We start from the raw sequence: 23136 nt of genomic DNA on the forward strand, positions 1-23136 counted from the left end.
CTATCTATCCCTTTAGGGACATCGTCTCTGATGAGTTTTATCCGTATTCTGGCCAAATCCAGTCTATAAAAGATGAAAGGCAGTATGAACTCAGCACATTTCCTACATGAATTAGCCCAACGAGGCTTAATGGCACAAAGCACTCCTATCGACGAGCTCAGCGAGCTCTTGAACCGTCCACAAACGCTTTACTGCGGCTTCGATCCCACTGCTGGCAGCTTACATATTGGTCACTTAGTCCCTTTATTAATGTTGAAGCGCTTTCAAGATGCAGGACATACCGCCATTGCTCTGATTGGTGGCGCAACGGGGATGATTGGTGACCCGAGTTTTAAAGCCGCAGAGCGAACATTGAACCCATCAACCACCGTACAGCAATGGGTCAATGATTTGGCTCAGCAAATTGATCAAGTGATGACCCCACACCTGACTCAGCCACTCCTCTGTGTCAACAACGCTGATTGGATTACAAAAATCAATGTCATTGATTTTTTCCGTGATATTGGTAAACACTTTTCCGTCAATACGATGATTAACCGAGAATCGGTCAAGCAACGGTTAAGCCGTCCAGATCAAGGGATCTCGTTTACTGAATTTAGCTATTCCCTACTACAGTCATTTGATTTCGCCCATTTAAATCAACAATATCAATGCAGATTACAAATTGGCGGTAATGATCAATGGGGTAATATTGTGAGCGGAATCGACCTTACCCGCCGACTTAATAATCAAGTGGTTCATGGCTTGACCCTACCTTTGATCACTAAATCAGATGGCACTAAATTCGGTAAAACAGAGAGTGGTGCTATCTGGCTCGATAGTAACAAAACCTCACCTTATGCCTTTTATCAATTTTGGCTCAATACCGATGACGCTGATGTGTATCGCTTCCTACGCTACTACACCTTTTTGTCACTGTCTGACATTGAAGCCATTGAGCAACAAGACAAAGCCAGTACGGGTAAGCCACAAGCCCAACAAGTGTTAGCTGAACAGTTAACTCGCTTTGTACACGGTGAAGAAGGCTTATTAAGCGCGCAGCGCATCACTCAAGCGCTATTTCGTGGTGAGATGAACCAACTGAGTTTAGCTGAGTTGCAGCAGTTGGAACTGGATGGGCTGCCTTGTTATCAGGCGGATAATACGGATAGCCTTATTGAGTTGATGTTGGTTACTCACTTAGCTAGCTCCAAACGTCAAGCCCGCGAGTGGTTAGCCAATGGTGCGATTCGTATTAATGGTGAGCGTGTGGAGCAAGAACAGCTCAGTAGTCAATTTGCCCTGTTTGATCGCTATTACGTGATACAACGTGGTAAGAAACAGTTTGCTTTGGTCAAACTCAATTAAGTTTTACAGTGTAAATAGGCACCATAATCATGGTGCCTTACAACCTCAACCTAGCGAATAAACCTCAGCTCACTGGTAGAATATGATGACAGCTAATCATTCTCTATACTTAGGGTCCGCTGACCTTTTGAGCTGATTTTTCAGCAATTTGTGGCTTCTTTATACAAGGCAGAGAAATGTAGTTATTCTACCTGAGAAGCCGATAACGCCGTAGAAAGGAACCATAAACGCAGCCCGAAGGGTTCAGCTAAAAACGTTTTAATCGCAAAGGATCAACAGACCCTATAAACATTCAATAATAAACCACACGTTAAGAATATTTTTATGTTAATTCATCCCTCTTTATGGATTTGGATACCCTTGTTGCTGGCCGTAATCGTGGGCTTTCAAAAACGTCTTTTACTCACCTTCTCGTTACTCGCTCTCTCACTGCTTGGAGCATGGTTCATAGGACGCCTCTCTAGTCTCGCGTTTTTGTATGTTTCACTAGGGCTGATACTCGCGTATTACACGCCATCGCTCGCCAAGCGTTGGCAAACCGTCGCACAGTGTATTTTGCTCGTTTGGTGCGGCTTATTGTTGTTACACATTATCCCAGGATTTGAAAACCCTAAAGTCTTAGATGGGGTACTGGCGGGACCGAATAGTGTCCCTTTCAATCTCTATCTTAATCTCGATAAACCGATGATCTTCTTTGCCCTTCTGCTGGCTTATCCTACCCTATTAGGTCATCAGCAGCGCATTCCTTGGCGGCAAGTGGTTTTACTTTCACTACCATTATTTAGTTTGTTATTGCTTGCCTGGGGATTCGGTGCGATTAAACCAGAGTTAACGCTCCCTACATGGTGGTGGTTATTTGCTCTTAATAATGCGCTGTTGACCTGCGTTGCAGAAGAAGCGTTCTTCCGCGGCTATTTGCAACAAAAAATAACGGATAAGTGGGGATTTGGTTTAGGTATTATTATTGCGAGTAGTCTATTTGGCTTAGCCCACCTAGCTGGAGGCGTCACTTTAGTACTATTTGCCACCTTAGCTGGTGCTCTTTATGGTGCGATCTATTATTGCAGTGGTCGTTTGTGGGTTGCCGTGCTATTGCACTTCTTATTTAATTTTATCCATCTTATTTTCTTCACTTACCCAGTCGCACTTAAAACCTCGATATAAACTAAACAACAAAAAATGCCGCACTTGTACAAAGTCGGCATTTTATCAATCTCGATACTCATTACCAGCCTTGAGGCCGATACACTAACTTAGCCACGCAGACGTTGAGAAATAATCTGATCGATACTCAATTTACCCGAACCAGACATCATTAACGACACGCTGGCCGCCAATAAAGCTAATGCAAATTCGTAACCACCATTCGACATGAATAAACCATGCTCAAAATGCACCGCAAAAATAGCTACTAACATAGTTACAGAGAGTACCGCTGCAGCAGGACGAGTCAAAATACCCAGTAAAATGGCTAAACCACCAAAAAACTCACCACTGCCGGCTAAAAATGCCATCAACATACCCGGGCCTAAACCAATCGATGCCATCCACTGTCCGGTACCTTCTAAGCCATAACCACCAAACCAGCCGAACAACTTTTGTGCGCCGTGTGCCATAAAAACAATCCCAATCGGGATACGTAAAGCCAGTGTACTGTAACCAGATTTTGATTCAACAAGCTTGGTAATGAGTGATTTCATGTCTTTTCCTCAATAAATTTAACGATTCGATTTAGACAAAGAGTTATTGTCTTTCCTAAGATAACGCTTAGTTTAGAGAAAAAAATTGTGATGGAAACCCATATAAACTGACAATAACATACGAAATTTCTGAACAAGATGAGTATTAATGGCTATTGAGCCAATTCTGCTCGTCTCAGTCTGTATAATCTTCATCCAATTGTCGCTATTTTTATCCGAAAGCGCCGTTTATACCCCTATAAACTATCTGTGTTTGTACAAGCCATGCTTCGCTATACTACGCGCCAACTCTTTATACGGTTTTTAAAAGGTTTCCAATGAGTCACTATGTTGTCTGTGCTCTGTACAAGTTTGTCGAGCTTAACCATTACCAAACACTACGAGCTCCACTGCTTGAGCTAATGGAAAAGCATCATATCCGCGGTACATTATTACTCGCTAGCGAAGGGATTAACGGCACGGTTGCCTCATCACGAGAAGGCATTGATGCTTTAATTACTTGGCTGGATACAGAGCCTTGCCTCAAAGGGACCGTTTATAAAGAATCTTTAGCTTCAGAGCAGCCTTTTCAGCGCAGCAAAGTCAAACTCAAAAAAGAAATCGTGACGATGGGGGTGGAAGGCATTGATCCTCGCCATGTGGTCGGCACTTATGTTAAGCCGAAAGAATGGAATGCACTGATTTCCGATCCTGAAGTGTTAGTCGTCGATACTCGTAACGATTACGAGATCCAAATTGGCACCTTTAAACATGCTCAAAATCCGCATACCGAGACTTTCCGTGAGTTTCCCGAGTATGTAAAACAAAACCTCGATCCTGAGAAACATAAAAAAGTAGCGATGTTTTGTACTGGCGGCATTCGCTGTGAAAAATCCACCGCTTATCTCAAAGAGCAAGGATTTGAAGAAGTTTATCACCTCGAAGGTGGCATTTTAAAATACTTAGAGGAAGTGCCAGAGCAAGAGAGCTTATGGCAAGGTGATTGTTACGTCTTTGATGGCCGTGTCGCTGTTGGTCATGGATTGCAAGAAAGTGATTACCAAATCTGTAATGCCTGCCGCTTACCGATCACCGAACAAGACAAACAGAGCGAACAGTTTGAACAAGGGGTTAGCTGTCCACAATGTTTTGGCACTCATAACGAAGAGCAACTGGCACGCTTTCGTGAGCGAGAAAAACAGGTGCAGTTAGCTAAGCAGCGCGGTGAAGCGCATATTGGCAGCGATACCGCGCAGATCATCGAACAAAAACGGGCTGAAAAGTTAGCCCGTAAAGCCCAGCAACGTAACCAAAAAGCCTCTCGTTAATCTGCCATTCAAGCTTTGGCCTTAATAATTACCTTCATTAAGGCTAGTTCAGCGCGTTAGAAGTAACGCTAGCGCGCTGCTCATGTTTTGCGGCTAACCCCATAAAAACTCTCAGCAAAATTAATGCCGCCACAGCGCCAATCAGCGAGACATACAGCGTACTAAAATAATTGAACAACTCGCCCACGACACCCAATGCCACACTCGCCACTAATGAACTGATACTAAGAATACTGGAAAACAGGGTTGATGCCGTCCCCAAACGATCAGGCATCATATCCTGCAATACCACCATGCCTAAGGTTGCACAGACACCGATAAAAAAACCATTAAGGATTTGCGCTAATAATAAGGTGGTGAAGGTCGTATTGGTTAGCATAATCAAATAAAACGCCATCCCGCTGATTATACCCGCGCACAGAAGTTGAGTCGTACCAAAACGCTGCGCTAATTTCCCAGCCAGCAACATGATTGGTATTTCACATAACGCCGCCATCCCAAACAGTAATCCTAACCAATGAGCAGGAACGAGCAACTCTTGTGAAAGATACAACGGCATGCTGGTAATGTATAAATTATTCGCTGCAAAGGTAAACACCATCGTCATACAATATAAAACGATAAGCCGCTTTACCGCACCTTGCTTGGGTAATGATAACGCGGCAGCAGGATCTGAGGCTGACGCTTTTTCAACACCTTTCGGTAAATATTTAGCAATCAGCACAATAGCAATCGTCACAATCACAGCAGAAACACTGAATGCTGCATTAAAACCAAAACTGGCTTTGAGCATAAATGCCAAAGGAGGGCCAAACACCCAAGCTATCGCAATCCCAGCGCGCATCGTGGCCAGAAAGGTGGTTTTATCTGTCACATGGCGATCAGCGTATTCCCGCCCTAGAGCAAACAGTTGACCAAATGACGCCCCACTGACACTACCAAATAAGGTCACCACAACAATCGCTAACCAATAACTGCGAATGAGGGTAAAACTGACCACAGTGATCAAATAGCAGCCAAGTGCCACCAATAAAATCACTTTGCGTTGCCAGTGCCGATCCGATTGTCTGGCTAACCACTGCGACACCACCACGGAACTCACTACCGCCATCACCATATACAGACTCAGCATCATCGGTGATGCGCCGAGTGCTTCAACAATAAATAAGCTCGATAATGGGTAGAAAAAAGCCCCACATAATCCCGTCACTAAAGCGGTCATGATAAATAGCAAGGCGGTTTTATCTTTATACATTTCATCGTATCCAATGGGAGGAAGTAACTCTAAACGAGTCACTCTACAAGGCCACAATCTACCCAAGCTTATTGACATGATTGCTGTAAGTTGCAAGGGAATACGCCGCTAGTGTAATCAAATCCGATGAGATAAATGATGATATTCCAGCCTCTTTTAATACTAATCCGTCAAAATAAACACACTATTTGACAGAAAAGACTAAGCGTTTATGATCAAAGAAAATAAATGGAGAGATCCAATGCGCCCTTTGATTGAAAATGTATTACAGGATCCAAGCTGCGATTGGCTCATCCGTCATTATCATTGCCAAGCCAATACTGAGGAATTTTCTTGTCCATGGCACTACCATACGGAATATGAATTGGTGCTCTATCACAATCCGAACAATAACTTTCAGGGCAATTATTTTGCAGGAGACGCCAGCGGTACTGTGGATAATCACACCTTGCTTTTATACGGGCCCGGCTTACCGCATATGATCACCGGACGCCTACACCACAAACAAGCGCAAGCGCTACATTCAACCATCGTATGGTTTAAACAAGAGTGGGTTGATAAGATTCAAACTATTCTGCCTCGAACTCAGCCTATCAAGCGTTTACTTGAAGGTTCAGCTTATGGCTTACAGCTCTGTAGTGCAACGGCACAACGTATTGCTCAACAGTTAAGTGGCATTGAAATGTTAGACCATTCTTATCAAGCTTTACGTGTCATTGAATCGTTATTGATCATGGCCGAAGATCAAAATGCACGGCGCTTATCGGCCTCAGCCTATCGATTATCGCAATTAAGCGCCGACAGTGAAGCACATAAAAAAGTTCATCTCGCTAAGCAGTATATCGAAAGCCATTTTGCCGAACCAATCAAAATAACCGATTTATGCCGCACACTGCACATGAGTGAAAGTTCGACCTATCGCTTATTTGAAAAACACTATTCGATGAGTTTTTCTGAGCATCTCAAACAGTTTCGGATTGGTAAAGCCTGCGAGCTGTTGGCCAGCTCTTCGCTCCCTATTGCCCTAGTGGCAGAGAAAACTGGTTTTAGCAATCTCTCTAACTTTAATCGCCAATTTAAAACCATTAAAGCGATGACGCCAAAAGCATTTCGCAACCAGTTTCAAACGCCATCGATTCACTCTTAACTCGATATGAATACTCAGCATCACTCCTCATCGTTCAAATAAAACACAAAAAAATATTGAACAGTGTTTTATTGGGAATTACAATGCGCACTCTTTTTACTAATTAGCAATTTAGAGGCCACTGTATTATGAAAAAACTGTCGTTCATCCCAATAATTAGCATCATTGCTACACTTAGCTTTAGCGCAAATGCTAACTCCTTTGGGGACTACTCTTACCTAGGGCTTGGCTTGCAATTCAGTGAGCAAAAAAGTGATAGTTTGTCGTCTTTTTTAGGTTCCGACTACACAGGTAAGGGATCCCGCTCGCTGTTTGGTGTTAATGTGACGGGTAGCTACTCTCCCGACAATATTAATGGCTATGGTAAAGTTGAATATGAAATGGGGACATCTGGCAATACCGACGTATCAAGTACTTTCTTAGGTCTCGGCGCATACAATAACTTTCATTCTGCATCCGTTTTTTATACATTGGGCGCCGCTAGATATACGGTTGCTAGAGAACGTCATACCGAAGGTGCTGGTTCCGATAAATTTGCTGAGTATGGCCCCGCAGCCGACATTGGTATCGCTATTCCCATCAGTTCCTTTTGGTCACTCACCCCACGGTATCGAATCTCGTATTTAGATAGTGACGTCATGAACGATTACAAACTCACTTCACAATTTATGTTTGGCCCAACATTTTCTGTTGAACTTTCAGTGGGCTACAATACCTATCGAGATGCTGAACAATTCAACAGCCAAACGGCGCTTAAATTTGCGTTTTAAAAAATACATCAATACGCCATAAACCAATATCGCTGATGGGATCTTCGTCTGTCTCATCAGCGATGTTAAGTTTTACAACTCTAGAACCTATTGGTTTTCATCAGTCAAAAGCTGCGTAGCTGCAATGCCATTCTCTTGTAAAAATACCAGTAATTTGACCAAATTCTGTACTTGAGCGGTTCTATCCGCTGCAATCACAATCGGCTGTTCGCTGGTTTTGCTGCGCTTTAATAATGCCTCTGTAAAATCCTGCCAAGCGACATAACTGGTACCATCAATTGCCCAATACGGCTGTTGAGCCAAAATATTCACCGTAATGGACTGCGTATTGATTTCACTGACCACAGATGAATCGGTACTCGGTAAAGACACGTCTAATGACGTAAACTTAACCGCTGCGGTCAGCAATAAAAACACCATAACAATAAAGATAATATCCAATAATGGCGTTAAGTCTGGCATCAATGAGGATTCTGTCGTTGGTGGTGTTTTGATCATGATGGATTGACCGCTGTTTTTTCAACGACATCATTGGCGTGGCTGCAACGCCCATTTTTAGTCGTGCAGTCATGCTGTAGCGATACCCCTTCAAGCCATAAATTGACATAGTTTAAAGTATGCTCGAGTTTTGCCATGACTCTATCTGCCCACGCGCCAAGTAATTGAGCTGCGGTAATCGCAGGAACGGCAATCAATAAACCTGCCGCCGTCGTGCGCATCGCAATCCCTAATCCATCGGCAAGATCATTCGGTGTAATATTGCCAGACGACAGCGCGACACCTTTAAACATTTCAATTAATCCGAGTACCGTACCTAATAAACCCAGTAATGGACTGATCGCACCAATGAGGGATAATAATCGTAGTCCGGAATGAAGCTGATGGCGCTTATCTTGAAGCCAAATACCCGCCGTATCTTCACGCAGTCCTTTAGAAAAATCGTGATGAGCCAACAGCATCGCGACCCCTTTGTAAAGCAGTGACCGCTTAGTCGATAACTCCTCGGCTAGCGCTTCAATTTGATCGCTGTGCATTGGGGAAATTTGATTCAGCGCCGCACCAATCGAGCCTCGACTAGCCCCAAGGGTAAATAACACTTGGATTAGACGTTCAACGATAATCATCGTCGCGAAAAGAGAGCACAAAAATAGCGGCCAAGCCATCAGGCCAAGCTCTTGCTCAAGTTGAGTCAGTAGTTCCATTATCCTTCCAATTTAAAACGTACAGGGATTTGTACACGGTGAGCCATGGTTTGCCCATTCACCGTGTAAGGTGAAAATTGCCATTGTTTAATCGCATTCAGCGCCGACTGATCGAGCAATTGAGCCCCCGATGAAGAGAGTAAAATTTGCTTAATTTGTCGGCCATGTTCATCAAGCCATACTTCATATAACGCCACCCCCTCAATACCGCGCTTTTGAGCCAGCCTTGGATAGTGAGGCGGTGTGGGGCGCGAAAGAAATGAGGGCGTTTCCACAAGCGTAGGTTGATTGGTTACCCCACTACGACTGGGCGCTGGAGCAGACTCCTTATTCTCTTGCCACTGATTGGTCGATTCTTCCTTGACTAACGATGATGACGGCGCTGTTTTTTTCGCCAATGGTTGAGTCACAGGAGAAGGCTTATCGGGCTTTACTACCTTTTTCGCTTCTTGAGGCTTTTTCTGCTCTGGCTTAGGCGTATTCGGCTTACTCTGCTGTTTAGCTTCAGCTGGCGATGACACCGGCTGCTCATGACGTACAGTTTGAGGCTGAGCAACAAAGTTGAGCGATACCGAGGTCGATTGATTCCCAGCAGGCATAGCAAAAACTTTGGCTTCATCATCCATCAATAGCAGGGTTCCATGAATGGCAAGTGAAAGTGTCGCCGCAACACAATATCTGGGGAAATTCACGTCGTGCTCCAAATCAAAACTAAGCGCCTTAATGGGGAGATTATTACTCAACGACTAAACAATATCAATTATCAATTGCATTATCATTTACAAAAGATAGCTATTTGAGAAGAAGAGATGAAAATTGCAGTAAAACCTTATATTTCAATGAATAAGAGTTTAGATTGAGATATGCCAGATGAATATTTTGGGCAGAATTAGTCAATGCAATACCATAGTTTCAGATGTCAGAAGACAATCTAAAACTATGGTAGAGCAAAATAACGTTTTACTTTAATAATTAAAACTCATATTTTGCCGTAATTGCAAAATTACGCTTCGCTTGAGAATAATCATTATCTAAAATATTCTTACCTCTAATATCATTCCAGCGGTAGTACTCTTTATCTGTAACATTAAATATACCAGCAGTCAAAGTCAGGTCTTTGATTGGTTTATAATAAGCTGTAATATCAAAAATAGTTGAACTAGATAACTCAACTTGATTCTCTGTACCACCAGTTGCTTTATCATTATTAATATTACGGTTTGATTTTCCCGCAGTATAATTAAGCTTTAAACTCGTTCCCCATGTTGAATCTGGATCATCAAAATTTAAAGCTGCCACAACATTCCATGGATTGATACTATTGAGAGGTCGTCCATCACCATCTTTACCTTCGGTATAATTCGCTGCTAGTCGAGTCGTCAATCCTCGTGGAGCATTCAATAATTCATCTAATTTTAACTGATTAGATAATTCGACGCCCTTAATAGTCGCTTCACGTAAATTGATATAAGAGTAGTAGTTTATTCTCGATTCGACCTTAGTCACTACCTGCTCTATAAAATCATCATAGCTGCTATAAAATAGTGAGACATCTGTCGCGGAAAAATCGTTATTGTGGCGATAGCCTAGCTCATAAGAAAGGCTTTTTTCAGACTTAAGATTTGAATTGGGTTCATTAACGTAACCATGAGCAGGATTACTAAAGGTATAGTAGAGCTCGGTAAAGTTAGGTGAGCGCAACCCCTGACTCACTTGCGCAAAAATTGCACTGTTTGGATCTAAACGATAAAGAGTACCCAATCGCCCGGTTATGGCAGAATCATTAAACTTGGATAGTCCTTTTCCAGCATTATCGCCAGGATCAGTACTGAATGAATCGTAACGTAATCCAGGTGTTACAATCAGATTACCATTAAACAAAGCAATTTCGTTTTGAATAAATAAACCAATTTTCTGCTCTTCGGCATCGGGTGTATACACAATCACCTGATTTGGTGTCGCTGGATCAGAATTATATTCATTGTTAATGTTTGAAATATCACTGCGTAGTAAATTGATACCATACATAATATTATGCTCACTATTATTTAAAGTAATGAGCTTATCGAACTGAGCTTCTAATTCAATTTTGTCATCGCTATAAAAATAATCTTTCGTTTGATGATTATCATTGTTAGCGGGTTGATAAGGAGGCCTTCCGGCAGAGGCTGGCTGAAAACGCTTAGTTAAACCGTTTTCTTCCTTACTTTGCCATGAGACTCGACTGGTTATCGTATCGGCAAGCGATAAATCAGAAAACCAAATATGTTTTAATCCAAGACGGTACTGCTTGGTAATATCTCGTCCAGTATAATTTTTATAACTTGAGTGAACAATATCAGAGTCAACCTGATTACGCAGCATTTCTCCTGTAAACTCGATTCGATGCGCTTCAGAAAGTTGATATTGTAGCTTCAATAATAAGTCATTATTCGCGCTGTCTTGCCCAGAAATTGAATAATTTTCTTTATGATCACCAAAGTTTTTTGGCTCTTGACCATCACGACGAGTAAACGCCACTAAGGTTTCTAAATCACCGCTACGATGAGCAATAGCAACGTGTTCACTGAATGATTTATCTTCCGAGGCATAAGATAATTTAATTTGCCCACCTGTCGTCGCATCCCCTTTTAAAAAATCTCGTGGATCTTTGGTCTCAAAAGCTACAATGCCGCCAATAGCATCACTTCCGTGTAGGCTTGATGCCGCCCCTTTAACAATTTCAACACTTTTGAGCATATCTGGTTCGATGCTAACAGCACTTGAATTAATAAAAGAGTAAGGCCCACCGTCAAAAGCTTGGCTTTGTGTAACACCATCAACCAAAATTTTAATGCGGTTGCCCTCTATTCCTCGAATATTAATGGTTTGCATTCCTTGGCGTGAAGAACCACTAGTCGTTACTCCCGGCGTGTATTCAAAAATGTCCGCAACGTCTCTAACCATAGTTGCTTCTAATTCTTTACTTGAGATCACAGCTACCGAGGCTGCGGTATTATCAAGACTTTGCGCCGTCCGTGTCGCAGAGACGACCACTTCATCAAACTGAGTTGTTTTTTCGGCGAACGCCGCAGGGGAAAGAGCAAGCAATATTGAGGTAGAAAGTAGCGTTTTAGTCAACATCTGAGAGATTACCTTATTGATCAATAACAGATTTACAATGTGCGCAATACTACTTCATACGAATAACAATTACTATCATTTGCATTAACATAAAATTAAGTTATGATTGTGCTAAAAATAACCAAAAAATTCAATATACTTATAATTATTAACACGTTAGATTTAAAAACTACCGTTTAACCCATACAGTGAAAATCAAAAAGACGTGATAAATATCACAATTAAAGCTGCGCAGTAAAAAATCCAACTCAGTAAAATGCTGGCTTTGCAATCCCTAAATTTATTTACTTTTGTAAAAAAATGTACATGGTACCGTTCCCAGATATTGATCATAAAAGATGGACAAGATACTCATATGCAACTACATCACATCTCAAAGTTGGCAGGGACACTGTTATTGATTTCACTATCCGTGACAGCGTCTGAAAAAGAATTGGATATATTTAGCCAAAGCAATAGCGATAAAGCGGCACAGACCTTAGACCTTGACGCGCCAGCAAAAGACAGTTTCATTTTCAAGTTACCAGCCACTCATAATCCTTATCTTGATTATCAAGAAAGCTACGATTATCTGGCCTCTGATGCTCGACCGAGCGTTAACTCACCACTCACGCTAGACGCACCAGATCCCCATTCTTTTAGTGTCAAACCAACCGTTAAAAATCCTTTTCTTCGTGATGGCCAAGAGGATTGTCAGTATGTTGAAGTGGTTTTCGATCACCAAGAAAAACAGTTATCGGTCGGTTCTGATAACCAAGGTAACCCTTGCAGTCGGTCGCATTTAACTATCTCGGACTATCAAATAACCACGCGCTTTAAATATGAAGAGTAAATAAGCGTTTTCTCTACTCCGCTATAAAACCTTTCGTATAGGGTGCTTCTTTTAGCACCCTATACCTCACACTTTTTCTTCTCCGCTTACAGTAGGTTTCTTCGTTTCAGCGACAGACTCACACTTTGCTGTTCGCAAAATCGATACACTGAAGTCTAAAAACAAACGGAGTACCCTTATTTATGACACGTCCGATTATTTTAGATTGCGACCCCGGCCATGATGATGCCATTGCGTTAATTCTAGCGTGCGCTTCTCCATCATTAGCAATCAAAGCGGTGACCACGAGTGCCGGTAACCAAACCCCTGAGAAAACCTTAAATAATGCTTTACGTATTCTTACCTTACTGGGTAGAAGTGATATTCCGGTTGCCGGTGGGGCATTAAAGCCCCTGATGCGAGAGCTGATCATTGCCGATAATGTTCATGGTGAAAGTGGTCTGGATGGACCAACCTTACCTGCCCCCAGCTTTGCTCCCCAAGCGGAACACGCCGTTGAGCTCATGGCTAACATCCTTAGACAAAGCGACCAGCCCGTTACTCTAGTACCAACTGGACCACTGACTAATATTGCGCTGCTGTTGGCCACCCATCGTGATTTAATACCGAAAATTGAAGAAATTGTCCTAATGGGCGGCGGCGCTGAAACCGGAAACTGGTCTCCGGCCGCGGAATTTAATATTTATGTCGATCCAGAAGCCGCTAAGCTGGTTTTTCAATCTGGTATTCCGATCACCATGTGCGGCCTCGATGTCACCCATCGGGCGCAAATCATGGATGAGGATATCGAACGTATTCGGAAAATTGATAATCCGATTGCTGGTGTCGTTGCCGAACTGCTCGACTTTTTTATGATTTACCATCGTGATCCCAAATGGGGGCTAGCAGGCGCACCGTTGCATGATCCATGCACCATCGCTTGGTTATTGGCCCCTGAACTGTTTAAAGCTCAAAGATGCTGGGTCGGTATTGAAACTCAAGGTGAATACACGCAAGGCATGACCGTGGTTGATCGTTATCAGCTCACCAATCATCCCGCTAATGCGACCGTGTTATTTGATGTTGATCGGCAGGGATTTGTCGATTTATTGGTTGAACGTTTGCACTATTTTACCACTCATTCATCCGCTTCCTAAATGATGTGATACCCAAACGACTTGGAGTTGCAGATAAACGACTCTCGATCAGCATCAATATTAAAACGAGCTGAACTGACATCGTTGCAACTTCAAGTAGCAAGGGGATAGTGTTAACGGATCAGAGATAATCATAGGGAAGTACGATCAACTCTGCTAGAATGCGCACCCTCTGCAAGGATGAACAAGTACATCACCAATATCTGCCAAATCCTGCTATACCTACCCTATCTACCGTTTACCCTTAGGAGCCGGTTATCATGACTGATCAAGAAAGAATCGAACTACAAAAAAACAATCCATTACACGGCCTTAAGTTAGAAACCTTACTGCAAGAGCTGGTGGATTTTTATGGCTGGGATATTTTAGATACGGCGATGCGCTTTAACTGTTTTCATACCAACCCTTCGGTAGCCAGTAGTGTCAAATATTTAAACAAAACCGATTGGGCACGAGAAAAGTTAGAAAACTTTTATCTGTATCGTTTTAAACGTATGCCTCGCGCTTCCAGTGAAGAGTTCAATATATCACCACGGGCACGTACCTTCCCTCATGGCTTACAGCCAAAAGAGCCGATGGAATTAACCGTAGACTCGATTTTGAAATCACAAGCTAAAGCGGCTTCCGCTCATAAAGAAAGAGCGGCACGCAGTCGCCAAAGCCGTCGTTAAATTAATATCCGATTCACGTTCAGGGTAACGATAACCGCTATTCACTGACTCGCCGGCGTTGATTGATTTTCTCGACCACTTTTTTCGCGACCAAAGGGAATATCCCTAACAAAGCGAACGAGAATAAAATCGCTGGCGATAAAATCCCCCCAAGACTCTCTAATTGCGCCAGTTGGGTGCCAGCGTTAACGTAGACAAGGGTTCCGGCCAACATTCCCAATTGACTGACCCAGTAAAAGGTTACGGCGCGAAGCGTGGTTAAGCCCATTAAAATATTGATCAGAAAAAAGGGGAAAATAGGCACCAGTCGTAGGGTAAATAAATAAAAGGCTCCGTCTTTTTCTACGCCATGATTCAGCGCTTGTAAGCGCTCACCAAAACGCCGTTGTACGGTTTCTTTCAATAAATAACGCGCAACTAAAAAAGCGCAGGTGGCACCGATGGTGCTAGCAAAAGAAACGATCAATGTTCCCCACCATAAACCAAATAACGCCCCAGCGGCGAGCGTCATCACCGCAGATCCCGGTAACGACAAGGCAGTCACTAGCACATAGATCGCTAAAAATAGCATCCCCACCAGCAAAGGCGCATCACTACGCCATTGTTCAAACTGCGCTAAATGACGCTGAACACCGTCTAAGGTCAGCAACTGATTAAGATCGAGTGCAAAAAATGCCACGCCCAATATCGCAATCGTGATCAGTAATAACCACTTTTTCATACTTATATTCCTTATTAATCATCATGATTGCCAATACAGGCTTTACTCTTTAGACAAGCAACCAACTCGCTATGACAATTGCACCGTTTGCTGAATGATTTCACGCCCTTCTGCTTGCACGTAATTGAGAAAAACCTCGGCAATCGGAGATAAGGCGCGCTGGCGAGTCCACGAGAATGACCATCTGGTTTTGATCGGTAACAACTCGACGTTAATCACTTTAACACCGTATATATTACCAAACGCTAAGGTATGAGCAGACAAGATAGACACACCTAAGCGAGCTAATACAGAATGAATAATCGCCTCATTACTGGCAATGGTCATTTTAATATTAGGCTGATAGGGCTGTTTCTTAAAAAAAGCTTCCGTCGCATAGCGGGTTCCCGACCCCACTTCGCGGATCAAAAAATCTTCCTGACAAAACTCGGCTAATGACACCCTCTCTTGTTGTGTAAAAGGGTGACTCGCCGCAGCAATCGCCACCAAATCATTGGCCATGAATTCAATCACGTCCAGCTCTAACCCTTCGGGTAAATGGCTAAACACATAAAAATCATCGGCACCATGCTCACAGCGCTCCATCACTTGCTGTCGGTTGGCTATCGTCAACTGAATATCAATCCCCGGGTAGCGCTGACAAAAAGGGCCAAGTAAATGAGGAATAAAATACTTTGCCGTTGTCACCACAGCTAATTTTAATGTCCCTGACTCAAGGCCTTTGAAACGAGATAAACGCATCTCCAATTTTTCACAGTTTTGGAGAATTTTTTTCGCCGTTTCTACCGTGGCTAATCCGGCATCGGTAAAACGAAGTGTTCTACCAACTTGTTGATAAAGCGGTAAGCCTATCGCCTCAGCAAGTTTTTTTAACTGCATAGAAACCGTAGGTTGAGTTAAAAATAAACTGTCTGCCGCGGCAGTAATACTTCCGCCATGATAAACCGCTAATAAGATCTCTAGCTGGCGAAACGTGCCAATATGAGCGTGTAATCTCGATGCCATGGTTCCCCTCCGACAAACGTCACTCACTTAATATAGAGTATTGCCTATATAAAAGTTAGTTATTATCTATTTTTATCTATCGTTAAAACAGCATAACATGCTGAAAAATTTGCAGGAGAGTGTAATGAGATTTCGTACAATGGCACTGCCAATGACCACAGTGATGATGCTGGTAACTTTATACTATGTAGGTTTATCCATCGGGTATAACGCGTTTAGTTTTCTTGTTTGTACTGCTTTGCTAGCAAGTTATACTGCATTCCAAGGGCTTAAAACCGCGTTTAATCATTCTGGCAAAACGAGAATGCCAACCATCAGCTTAACAAGCAAGGAGAGCACTAAACATGGTGCTTGATGCGGTGATTGCTTTTTTTATTCTGGGTATTGTCTGCCAGCTACTGGGCGCAAAAATTCCTTTCCCAGATAACCTGTATAAAACCCTCAGTCTGATATTGATGATTGCGATAGGCCTTAAAGGCGGTATTGCCTTACAAGCGCATATCGCAGCCAGTCTTCTCGTGATGGCTTTGATTGTGGTGGCATTTGGTTTGTTGCTGCCCCTGATCGCTTATCCGCTACTGCGGTATTTTGGTCAGTTAGACAAGATTAATGCTGGTGCGATTGCCGCTCACTATGGCTCCGTCAGTGTTGCAACTTATGCCGTCGCGGTTGCCTTGCTCGAAGCTAAGCAGATCCCGTATGAAGCTTACTTCCCTCTGTTTGTCGTGTTATTGGAAATGCCCGCGATCATCGTTGGTTTAATACTCGCCAAAGGCAGCGTATCGCTGATTAATCGTCACTTTCTTAAAAAAGAGCTCCTCGCCAATCCAAGCCTATTATTAATGATTGGCAGTTTAGTGATTGGCTATGTAGGAGGAGAGACCGTTCACAAGCTTTCGCCACTGTTTATTGACCTTTTCTCGGCTATTTTAGCGTTATTTCTTCTGAAAATGGGCTTGATCGCCGGTCAGCAATTGGCAACACTTAGGGATAACAGTCTGTTTTTAATCAGCTTTGCTATTTTGATGCCGATGATTGGCGGGTTAGCGGGCACAGGGCTCGGCATGCTACTTGGGTTTAGCGCTGGCGGGATCACGCTGATGGCGGTACTTGGAGCCAGTGCATCGTATATTGCTGTCCCAGCCGCAATGAAAGAAAGCCTGCCCGAAGCCAATGCGGGGATGTCGATCACCGCAGCACTAGGCATTACTTTTCCTTTTAATGTCCTGTTTAACGTGCCATTTTTTATTGCTCTTGGGCAGGCTATTAGTTAAATACCGTTCATCGGTTCGAGGCAATAGGTCTCCAAGAGATAACTATCTGTCTCTTCCTCTATATCACTGGTAAGACAAATCAGAAAAGGCACCCAGCGTGATTAGCTGTTGTGCCTTTTATCAGGACATCAATGTATCTTCACACTACTTCACTGACGGCCTTTTGTACCATACGATTGTGTGGCTGCCATGGTGAGTTGATCGATGGTGGCTGCAATTGAATACGCCAACATTGATTGCTCGGTGATAACGAATAGCTCGCTTGCAGTGTCGTTAAGTTATTTACGAAAAGAATATCCCCTGCCACCAAAGTATTTTCAAAGCAAAGAGACGGCTCTGTGCATAAATGGTCAAGACGCTGTTCAATCGGCTCCCCACTTGATCGCCCATCCACTTGCGGTAAGCGTATTGTTGAATTTTGACCACATGAGTGACCCTGCCAACGCAAAATATCTTGCCGAGATACTTGGCAATAACGAATCAATGGTGGTAATTCCTGCTTCGCGTAGTCTTGGTGATGCTTTATTGGATATAACGTGCTCTTTCGTAGTTGCTCACGTTCTTGACCACGTAAGGTTAGTGGCGCTAATCCAGCATCTATCGTAGTCATATGGACAGGCGTTTCTGAACAAGCGCAATACAGAGCATATTCATGAGGAGTAATATCTTCGTAATCGTATCGATAAGTTCCATTAGCCATCGCATCGGATAAAGTGGCGAATTGCCAACCAATAGATTGCTGTAGCGCCTCACCGGACAATTTTTCAACAACGCTATCATTACCCCAAATGACAGCAGAACGATGTTGCAGATACCAAGTCGAAAAATCATCTGGATGATGAAAAGGCGCAAAACCATGCAATAACACCGAACCAAACTCTTTAACCAGTTGGCTCAATTCATTAATGTTCAAGACAGACGCCGATAAAGAAGGTGTAGGACTGATTAAACGTAAACCTGCTTTTTCATGATGTAACTCTGCTCGAATTTGGCTGACAACGTGGCTCATAGATTGATCAACGCAAGTTAATTGTAAATAACACCATGTTTTACCCTTATAGAAAATAGGTAAAATAACGCCTGTACGCTTGAGATGATTTTCTTTAGTATCAATCATGATTTTACCTTGGCTTGCATCAAAAAGTACTGTGCTATGCCAAGGTGTTTTAAATTGTCGCTCTGCAAATAAATATAACGAATACTTTTTTCCATTCATTGGATGCTCATGAATACTCAAACGAATCGAATCGGAAAACTTTTGTTTTAGAAAGTTATCTAGAGCTTTCCCTTGTATCATCATTCCTTTAGCAATTTCAGCTAAACGAAGACGACGCTCTTTGTAAGAAAGCGTTGACAATACATATTTTTGATCTTGATTCATGAATTTTTTCAAACCTAGATAGGTTTGATTCATTTTATTATTCCTAAGTTTTAACTCAGTGAAATTTTCAGCGTAGCCTGGCTCTGAAAACATATTACGTAATCCAGAAAAATACTCGGCATCACAAAGATTCTCAAACTCTTTAAAATCTTCAAAATTAATTATTTTTATTAAATCTTCAGAATGCATATTGACAAGCATTTCTTTTAGTCCATCAGAATACGCATAATGATGAGACAAATCAACGGCAATATAATCTGAGAATGTATGGTAGTCTGAAAAAATATATAAGACGCCCCCCGGAGAATAAACCGCTTCAATATCACGAAGACACTGTAAAAAGCGTCTTAACACTAGATATTCACCCATATCAGGCTCATGGCTGATTACTTTATCTAAATTATTGGTTTTACATGGGAATGCAGGTAATAGTAATTTTATTTTTTTCTGTTCTCTTATCGAATCACGCAGTTGCTGTTTTAGTGTAGCAATCCCTTGATACGATGCATCACATTGCGCAATAATTTGGTCAAGTAAAATAAACGTAATTTTATCTATCTCTGTTTCTCGGTAAACATCAAGCATAATCAGCCCTTAATTATTTTCATAATTCTGAATAAACGATGACAATTTAGGTTATTGTCAACCCATAAAATGGAACCGCTCCCATGAAGGTGGGGGTTAATAATTTAATTATTATTAAACCGAAACCAAAGCATTCAAATTCTCTCTAATCGACTGTGTCATTATTTATGATGACAACGCAGTTTGACTAGATGACAAAAATAGAACCCAAAGTTACCAATAAGGGAACAGTAATGCTTAATGAATTAAAACGTATTGCCATATTTAATAAAGTGGTCGAATGTGGTTCCTTCACATTAGCGGGAGAGTCACTCGGCATGGGGAAATCCAAGGTCAGTGAACAAGTCACTCTATTAGAAAAAAAACTCAATGTGCGGCTACTTCATCGAACAACCAGAAAAATTAGTTTGACCACCGAGGGAAGCACTTTTTATCAATACAGCCGTGGCTTACTGAATATCGCCGATCAAGCGCTGGGGGCGGTGAATCATTTAGCGTCAGAGATATCAGGAACAATTCGTATTGGAACGACGATTGACGTTGGAACCTTTCTGATCAATCCATTATTAAATGAATTTTATCAACAGTATCCACATGTCAATTTTGATCTTTGCTTAGATGATGGTCTGCAAGATATGGTCGAATCTAACCTCGATTTAGTGATTAGAATTGGCGAGTTGACGTCATCGTCGATGGTAGGCCGAGTGATTGCTCCTTTTGAATTAGGTATTTACGCCAGCCAAGATTATCTCAATAACGCCAAGCCGATCACTTGCCTAGACGATTTACAAGATCACGACTGGGTTTACCTCTCTCGGCTAAATTTACCGAATAATATTCTTACATTAACTAACCATAATGGGCAGGAGCAGCAAATAAAATTACAACCTAAGCACACCAGTAATGCGCCGCTGGGTGTTATGGCAATGATTCAAAATGGATTAGGGGTTGGCCCTATCGCTCATTTTTTAATTGATAAAATCCCCGGCCCATCGCTCATTCGGTTATTTCCCGATTTTTACCAAGTCAGCACAACAATGAATATTCTCTACCCAAGTCGCAAAAATATTCCGCCTCGTGTACGGTGCTTTATTGATTATTTGATAGCATCACTCAAAGTATGATGGAGAATAAATAACCCGACTATTTTTCCTCATAAAATGAGTCGTCGGTAACATCACTGGCGTTTAGATAGTCGATGAGTGGCAAAGAAATAAGCAAATCATTTGCGCCACCATCAACTGTCTTTTGGTGAGGACGATCATCGTCCTCACCGCTTAAAGCTCAGGTTGCACGAATAAACCATTCGATATTGCCTCGATACTGGTTGCTAACCACGCATTCAAATCAAGCAAATTATGGATTGAATAAATGTAGCCATCTGGACGTATTAATAACGCTTGGTCAGTGTACGGATTTTGACTTGTCCAATAAGGAGCATATTCTGCCCGCGAGCCAATTCGAATCACCTTAATAAACTCTGGCAAATTCAACTCATAATCGGTATCACTTGCGATCAATAATGTCCATTGACAATAATCCAGCAATGAATAAAGCCGAGTTTTTTGCGTTGGCGTATTGAATACAAAATCAAATATCCGCGTACCGACTAATCCTTGTTCACCATAACGAATGCCCATTCCGGTAATATTGCCCGAACGCTTCTCGACTATTTTCACGTAATCTTGCGCATGAGTATTCGTTGCAGAAAATTTGGTCGAGCGCACTAACTCACCCGAGCTGGCAATTACACTCTGGGCAACGGGTTGACGCTCCTCTTGATAGCTGGTTAACAGTGACTCATTCGTATGACCTTTTAGGACCATGTTCAGTTTCCAGATCAAATTAAACGCATCGGCTAATCCGGTATTCAAACCTTGCCCGCCATTGACAGAATGAACATGACAAGCATCTCCGGCTAAAAAGAGGCGATTTTCTATGTCATAACGCTCAGCAACGGACTCTTTGACCGCAAATTGAGAGAACCACACTCTCTTTTTAAACCTTAATTGATGTGGTGCCATGGCACGATTAATTTTTTCGATCACTTGCTCTACGGTAAAGTCATGCGTATCCATTCGGACATAAAAACGGTCGATGTCACCTTCACGAGGAATCCACGCGACATCCGAAGTCTCCGCTTGAAAGACAATAATTTCCGGGACTTTGGGGAAGTCACTATCAATAACTCCATCAATCACAGCCCAAATAATTTCCGGACGCACTATCTGGAAGGGAATAGTGAACCTCTGGCGAACAAACGACTGAGCGCCATCGGCACCAATCACAAAACGCGACTCAATGATCTCGCCATTGGTTAGCTCGGTCAGACACTTCTCTGGATGAATGACAATATCCTTCACCGATGTTTGACGCCATACAGGGGCATTCAATGAAGTAAGTTTATCGTCCAGTAGCTGCTCAAGATAAGACTGACCAAGCATCAAAAAATGCGGATGTAAGCAGCCTTCCAACGCTTCCCACCATGAAGATTGACGGGAAATAAATTGCCCATCTGCCCATACGGAACTGGTATTACAAGGCTTACCCAGTGGATACAGCGGCTCAAACAGATCGACAATTTCTAATAATTGTAACGTTCTCGCATTAAGCGCATCAGCACGACCAACCTGTAATGGCTCTGACGATTTATCAATGATAACCGTACTCAATCCACATCGCTGCGCTAAGTAAGCGCTCATTAAACCAACCGGACCTGCACCAATAATAACAATATCAACTACTCTTGCGGACATTCGTACGACTCCAAACTAGGGTTATGGTAAGGCGGATTGCTTAAAACCTGCACACGACGAATATGCCGTGGGGTATGTGATGTGAAAGCCTCGCGGCCATGCAATAAAGAGAAGTTATCAGTAATAACAATGTCTCCTGACTGCCACTCATGTGTATAGAAGTTGCGTGGGTCATACAAAGCGCGGCGTAAACTTTGATGGCACGCCATCGCTTCACTATCTGAAATGCCCGATAACGTGACATCTGGGGGATTCAATAAATCACCATTGTCGACCACATGGGGTTCGTTATAACGAATGACGTCATAGCCTTTATATGGATGAGGCATCACGATCGGAGAAACCGTTTTACTGTGATAAAACTCCATTTTACGTTGATAGTGTCCCGTCGCTTTCCGCCATAATGATCGCTCCTGCTCCGAAGCATTGTCTAAGGCAAGCATGGTATGACAAAACGTTGTCCGTCCACCATTACCGGGTAAGGGAGCTTCGACACATTGGAAAATCTGGTATTCTGGTACTTGCGGACGATACATACCATCCCAATGCATCGGCATGTAACTGCTGTCGAAAATATGATCTTCGGGCTGCTCTTTTTGAATCAGCTCAAGTACTCGGCCAAACGGCCATATGCTCACTTCTCCCCATTGCTCACAATAATCAGCAAAATCTTCAGCCTGTTCAAAAACCGTAAAGCCCCGTAAGAGCACGAGCTGATGACGCTCAAACAGATGGCGTAAGCTCGATATATCAAGCTCAACAACATGGGTAGAAGAGTGTTGCGCTTCAACCATAACCCCAAAAGGGTCGAGTGACGTTATTTTATAAGGCATTTCAACGGTCTCCATACTGGGTTAGTCAATACTTCTCCGTCAGATTATTCGCCTTCTGTATCGTATTGACTAGACAGCCAAAATAGAACCC

Annotated in this window: 22 protein-coding genes; 11 read left to right on the top strand and 11 right to left on the bottom strand. The window is 42.6% G+C overall.

All coding sequences use genetic code 11. The features are described 5' to 3' along the window. Positions 1 to 84: 84 nt before the first annotated feature. Both tyrS and CAG58_RS06570 read left to right on the top strand, forming a co-directional pair. Positions 85 to 1347, top strand: a complete 1263-nt coding sequence (gene tyrS, locus CAG58_RS06565; protein ID WP_161425657.1) for a tyrosine--tRNA ligase — start codon at positions 85 to 87, stop codon at positions 1345 to 1347. 324 nt (positions 1348 to 1671) lie between these two features. Beyond that, complete coding sequence (locus CAG58_RS06570) at positions 1672 to 2511, top strand: CPBP family intramembrane glutamic endopeptidase (protein WP_161425656.1); 840 nt, start codon at positions 1672 to 1674, stop codon at positions 2509 to 2511. Positions 2512 to 2600: 89 nt separating this feature from the next. On the opposite strand, the gene CAG58_RS06575 is transcribed toward CAG58_RS06570, so the two are convergent. Further along, positions 2601 to 3047, bottom strand: coding sequence for a DoxX family protein (locus tag CAG58_RS06575; protein ID WP_154170911.1), 447 nt, complete (start codon positions 3045 to 3047; stop codon positions 2601 to 2603). Between the two features lie 317 nt (positions 3048 to 3364). Here CAG58_RS06575 and trhO point away from each other — a divergent pair, with 317 nt between their 5' ends. Continuing rightward, a complete protein-coding gene (gene trhO, locus CAG58_RS06580; protein WP_154170910.1) occupies positions 3365 to 4354 on the top strand; it encodes an oxygen-dependent tRNA uridine(34) hydroxylase TrhO in 990 nt (329 codons plus the stop codon). Positions 4355 to 4397: 43 nt separating this feature from the next. Here trhO and CAG58_RS06585 read toward each other — a convergent pair whose 3' ends face one another. Further along, on the bottom strand, positions 4398 to 5609 hold the full coding sequence (locus CAG58_RS06585; RefSeq protein WP_161425439.1) for a sugar efflux transporter: 1212 nt from the start codon (positions 5607 to 5609) through the stop codon (positions 4398 to 4400). 241 nt (positions 5610 to 5850) lie between these two features. On the opposite strand from CAG58_RS06585, the gene CAG58_RS06590 reads away from it, so the two are divergent. Next, positions 5851 to 6756 carry a helix-turn-helix domain-containing protein gene (locus CAG58_RS06590; RefSeq protein WP_161425440.1) on the top strand — a complete coding sequence of 302 codons (906 nt, stop codon included), beginning with the start codon at positions 5851 to 5853 and terminating at the stop codon, positions 6754 to 6756. 128 nt (positions 6757 to 6884) lie between these two features. After that, complete coding sequence (locus CAG58_RS06595; RefSeq protein WP_158137094.1) at positions 6885 to 7526, top strand: hypothetical protein; 642 nt, start codon at positions 6885 to 6887, stop codon at positions 7524 to 7526. 87 nt (positions 7527 to 7613) lie between these two features. Here the strand turns inward: CAG58_RS06595 and CAG58_RS06600 are convergent, their stop codons facing one another. From CAG58_RS06600 to CAG58_RS06615, 4 genes are all read right to left on the bottom strand, one after another. Next, positions 7614 to 8024 (bottom strand): ExbD/TolR family protein, encoded by a 411-nt coding sequence (locus CAG58_RS06600; RefSeq protein WP_161425441.1) that lies wholly within the window; start codon positions 8022 to 8024, stop codon positions 7614 to 7616. Further along, the gene (locus tag CAG58_RS06605; protein WP_158145154.1) at positions 8021 to 8728 is read right to left on the bottom strand and encodes a MotA/TolQ/ExbB proton channel family protein; all 708 of its coding nucleotides are present in this window, start codon (positions 8726 to 8728) and stop codon (positions 8021 to 8023) included. Before CAG58_RS06605 ends, CAG58_RS06600 begins: the two co-directional genes overlap by 4 nt. Then, complete coding sequence (locus CAG58_RS06610) at positions 8728 to 9420, bottom strand: TonB family protein (protein ID WP_161425442.1); 693 nt, start codon at positions 9418 to 9420, stop codon at positions 8728 to 8730. The genes CAG58_RS06605 and CAG58_RS06610 overlap by 1 nt, the downstream gene beginning before the upstream one ends. Before the next feature lie 280 nt (positions 9421 to 9700). Further along, entirely contained in the window at positions 9701 to 11851 is a 2151-nt protein-coding gene (locus tag CAG58_RS06615) for a TonB-dependent hemoglobin/transferrin/lactoferrin family receptor (RefSeq protein ID WP_161439714.1), read from the bottom strand. 355 nt (positions 11852 to 12206) lie between these two features. Here CAG58_RS06615 and CAG58_RS06620 point away from each other — a divergent pair, with 355 nt between their 5' ends. The 3 genes from CAG58_RS06620 (at position 12207) to CAG58_RS06630 (ending at position 14490) form a co-directional block, all read left to right on the top strand. Then, entirely contained in the window at positions 12207 to 12683 is a 477-nt protein-coding gene (locus tag CAG58_RS06620) for a hypothetical protein (protein ID WP_161426278.1), read from the top strand. A gap of 182 nt (positions 12684 to 12865) precedes the next feature. Next, the gene (gene rihA / locus CAG58_RS06625; protein ID WP_161426279.1) at positions 12866 to 13819 is read left to right on the top strand and encodes a pyrimidine-specific ribonucleoside hydrolase RihA; all 954 of its coding nucleotides are present in this window, start codon (positions 12866 to 12868) and stop codon (positions 13817 to 13819) included. Positions 13820 to 14079: 260 nt separating this feature from the next. Further along, positions 14080 to 14490, top strand: a complete 411-nt coding sequence (locus CAG58_RS06630; protein WP_004396952.1) for a VF530 family DNA-binding protein — start codon at positions 14080 to 14082, stop codon at positions 14488 to 14490. A gap of 37 nt (positions 14491 to 14527) precedes the next feature. On the opposite strand, the gene CAG58_RS06635 is transcribed toward CAG58_RS06630, so the two are convergent. Then, positions 14528 to 15211 (bottom strand): TVP38/TMEM64 family protein, encoded by a 684-nt coding sequence (locus CAG58_RS06635; protein ID WP_161426280.1) that lies wholly within the window; start codon positions 15209 to 15211, stop codon positions 14528 to 14530. Between the two features lie 69 nt (positions 15212 to 15280). Beyond that, positions 15281 to 16216, bottom strand: coding sequence for a LysR family transcriptional regulator (locus tag CAG58_RS06640; protein WP_161426281.1), 936 nt, complete (start codon positions 16214 to 16216; stop codon positions 15281 to 15283). A gap of 124 nt (positions 16217 to 16340) precedes the next feature. On the opposite strand from CAG58_RS06640, the gene CAG58_RS06645 reads away from it, so the two are divergent. Together CAG58_RS06645 and CAG58_RS06650 are read left to right on the top strand one after the other, a co-directional pair. Continuing rightward, positions 16341 to 16571 (top strand): hypothetical protein, encoded by a 231-nt coding sequence (locus CAG58_RS06645; protein WP_161426282.1) that lies wholly within the window; start codon positions 16341 to 16343, stop codon positions 16569 to 16571. Continuing rightward, entirely contained in the window at positions 16561 to 17490 is a 930-nt protein-coding gene (locus tag CAG58_RS06650) for a sodium-dependent bicarbonate transport family permease (protein WP_161426283.1), read from the top strand. The genes CAG58_RS06645 and CAG58_RS06650 overlap by 11 nt, the downstream gene beginning before the upstream one ends. 139 nt (positions 17491 to 17629) lie before the next feature. Here the strand turns inward: CAG58_RS06650 and CAG58_RS06655 are convergent, their stop codons facing one another. Then, a complete protein-coding gene (locus CAG58_RS06655; RefSeq protein WP_161439715.1) occupies positions 17630 to 19456 on the bottom strand; it encodes an L-tyrosine/L-tryptophan isonitrile synthase family protein in 1827 nt (608 codons plus the stop codon). A gap of 233 nt (positions 19457 to 19689) precedes the next feature. Here CAG58_RS06655 and CAG58_RS06660 point away from each other — a divergent pair, with 233 nt between their 5' ends. After that, the gene (locus CAG58_RS06660; RefSeq protein WP_161425117.1) at positions 19690 to 20580 is read left to right on the top strand and encodes a LysR family transcriptional regulator; all 891 of its coding nucleotides are present in this window, start codon (positions 19690 to 19692) and stop codon (positions 20578 to 20580) included. Between the two features lie 153 nt (positions 20581 to 20733). On the opposite strand, the gene CAG58_RS06665 is transcribed toward CAG58_RS06660, so the two are convergent. Together CAG58_RS06665 and CAG58_RS06670 are read right to left on the bottom strand one after the other, a co-directional pair. Next, positions 20734 to 22212: an FAD-binding protein gene (locus CAG58_RS06665; RefSeq protein WP_161429801.1), complete on the bottom strand. Its 1479-nt coding sequence runs from the start codon at positions 22210 to 22212 to the stop codon at positions 20734 to 20736. Continuing rightward, positions 22197 to 23045, bottom strand: a complete 849-nt coding sequence (locus CAG58_RS06670; protein WP_161439716.1) for a TauD/TfdA dioxygenase family protein — start codon at positions 23043 to 23045, stop codon at positions 22197 to 22199. The genes CAG58_RS06665 and CAG58_RS06670 overlap by 16 nt, the downstream gene beginning before the upstream one ends. Between the last annotated feature and the right edge of the window lie 91 nt (positions 23046 to 23136).

Source organism: Vibrio sp. V31_P5A7T61 (assembly GCF_009904895.1).
Classification (GTDB): Bacteria; Pseudomonadota; Gammaproteobacteria; order Enterobacterales; family Vibrionaceae; genus Vibrio; species Vibrio metschnikovii.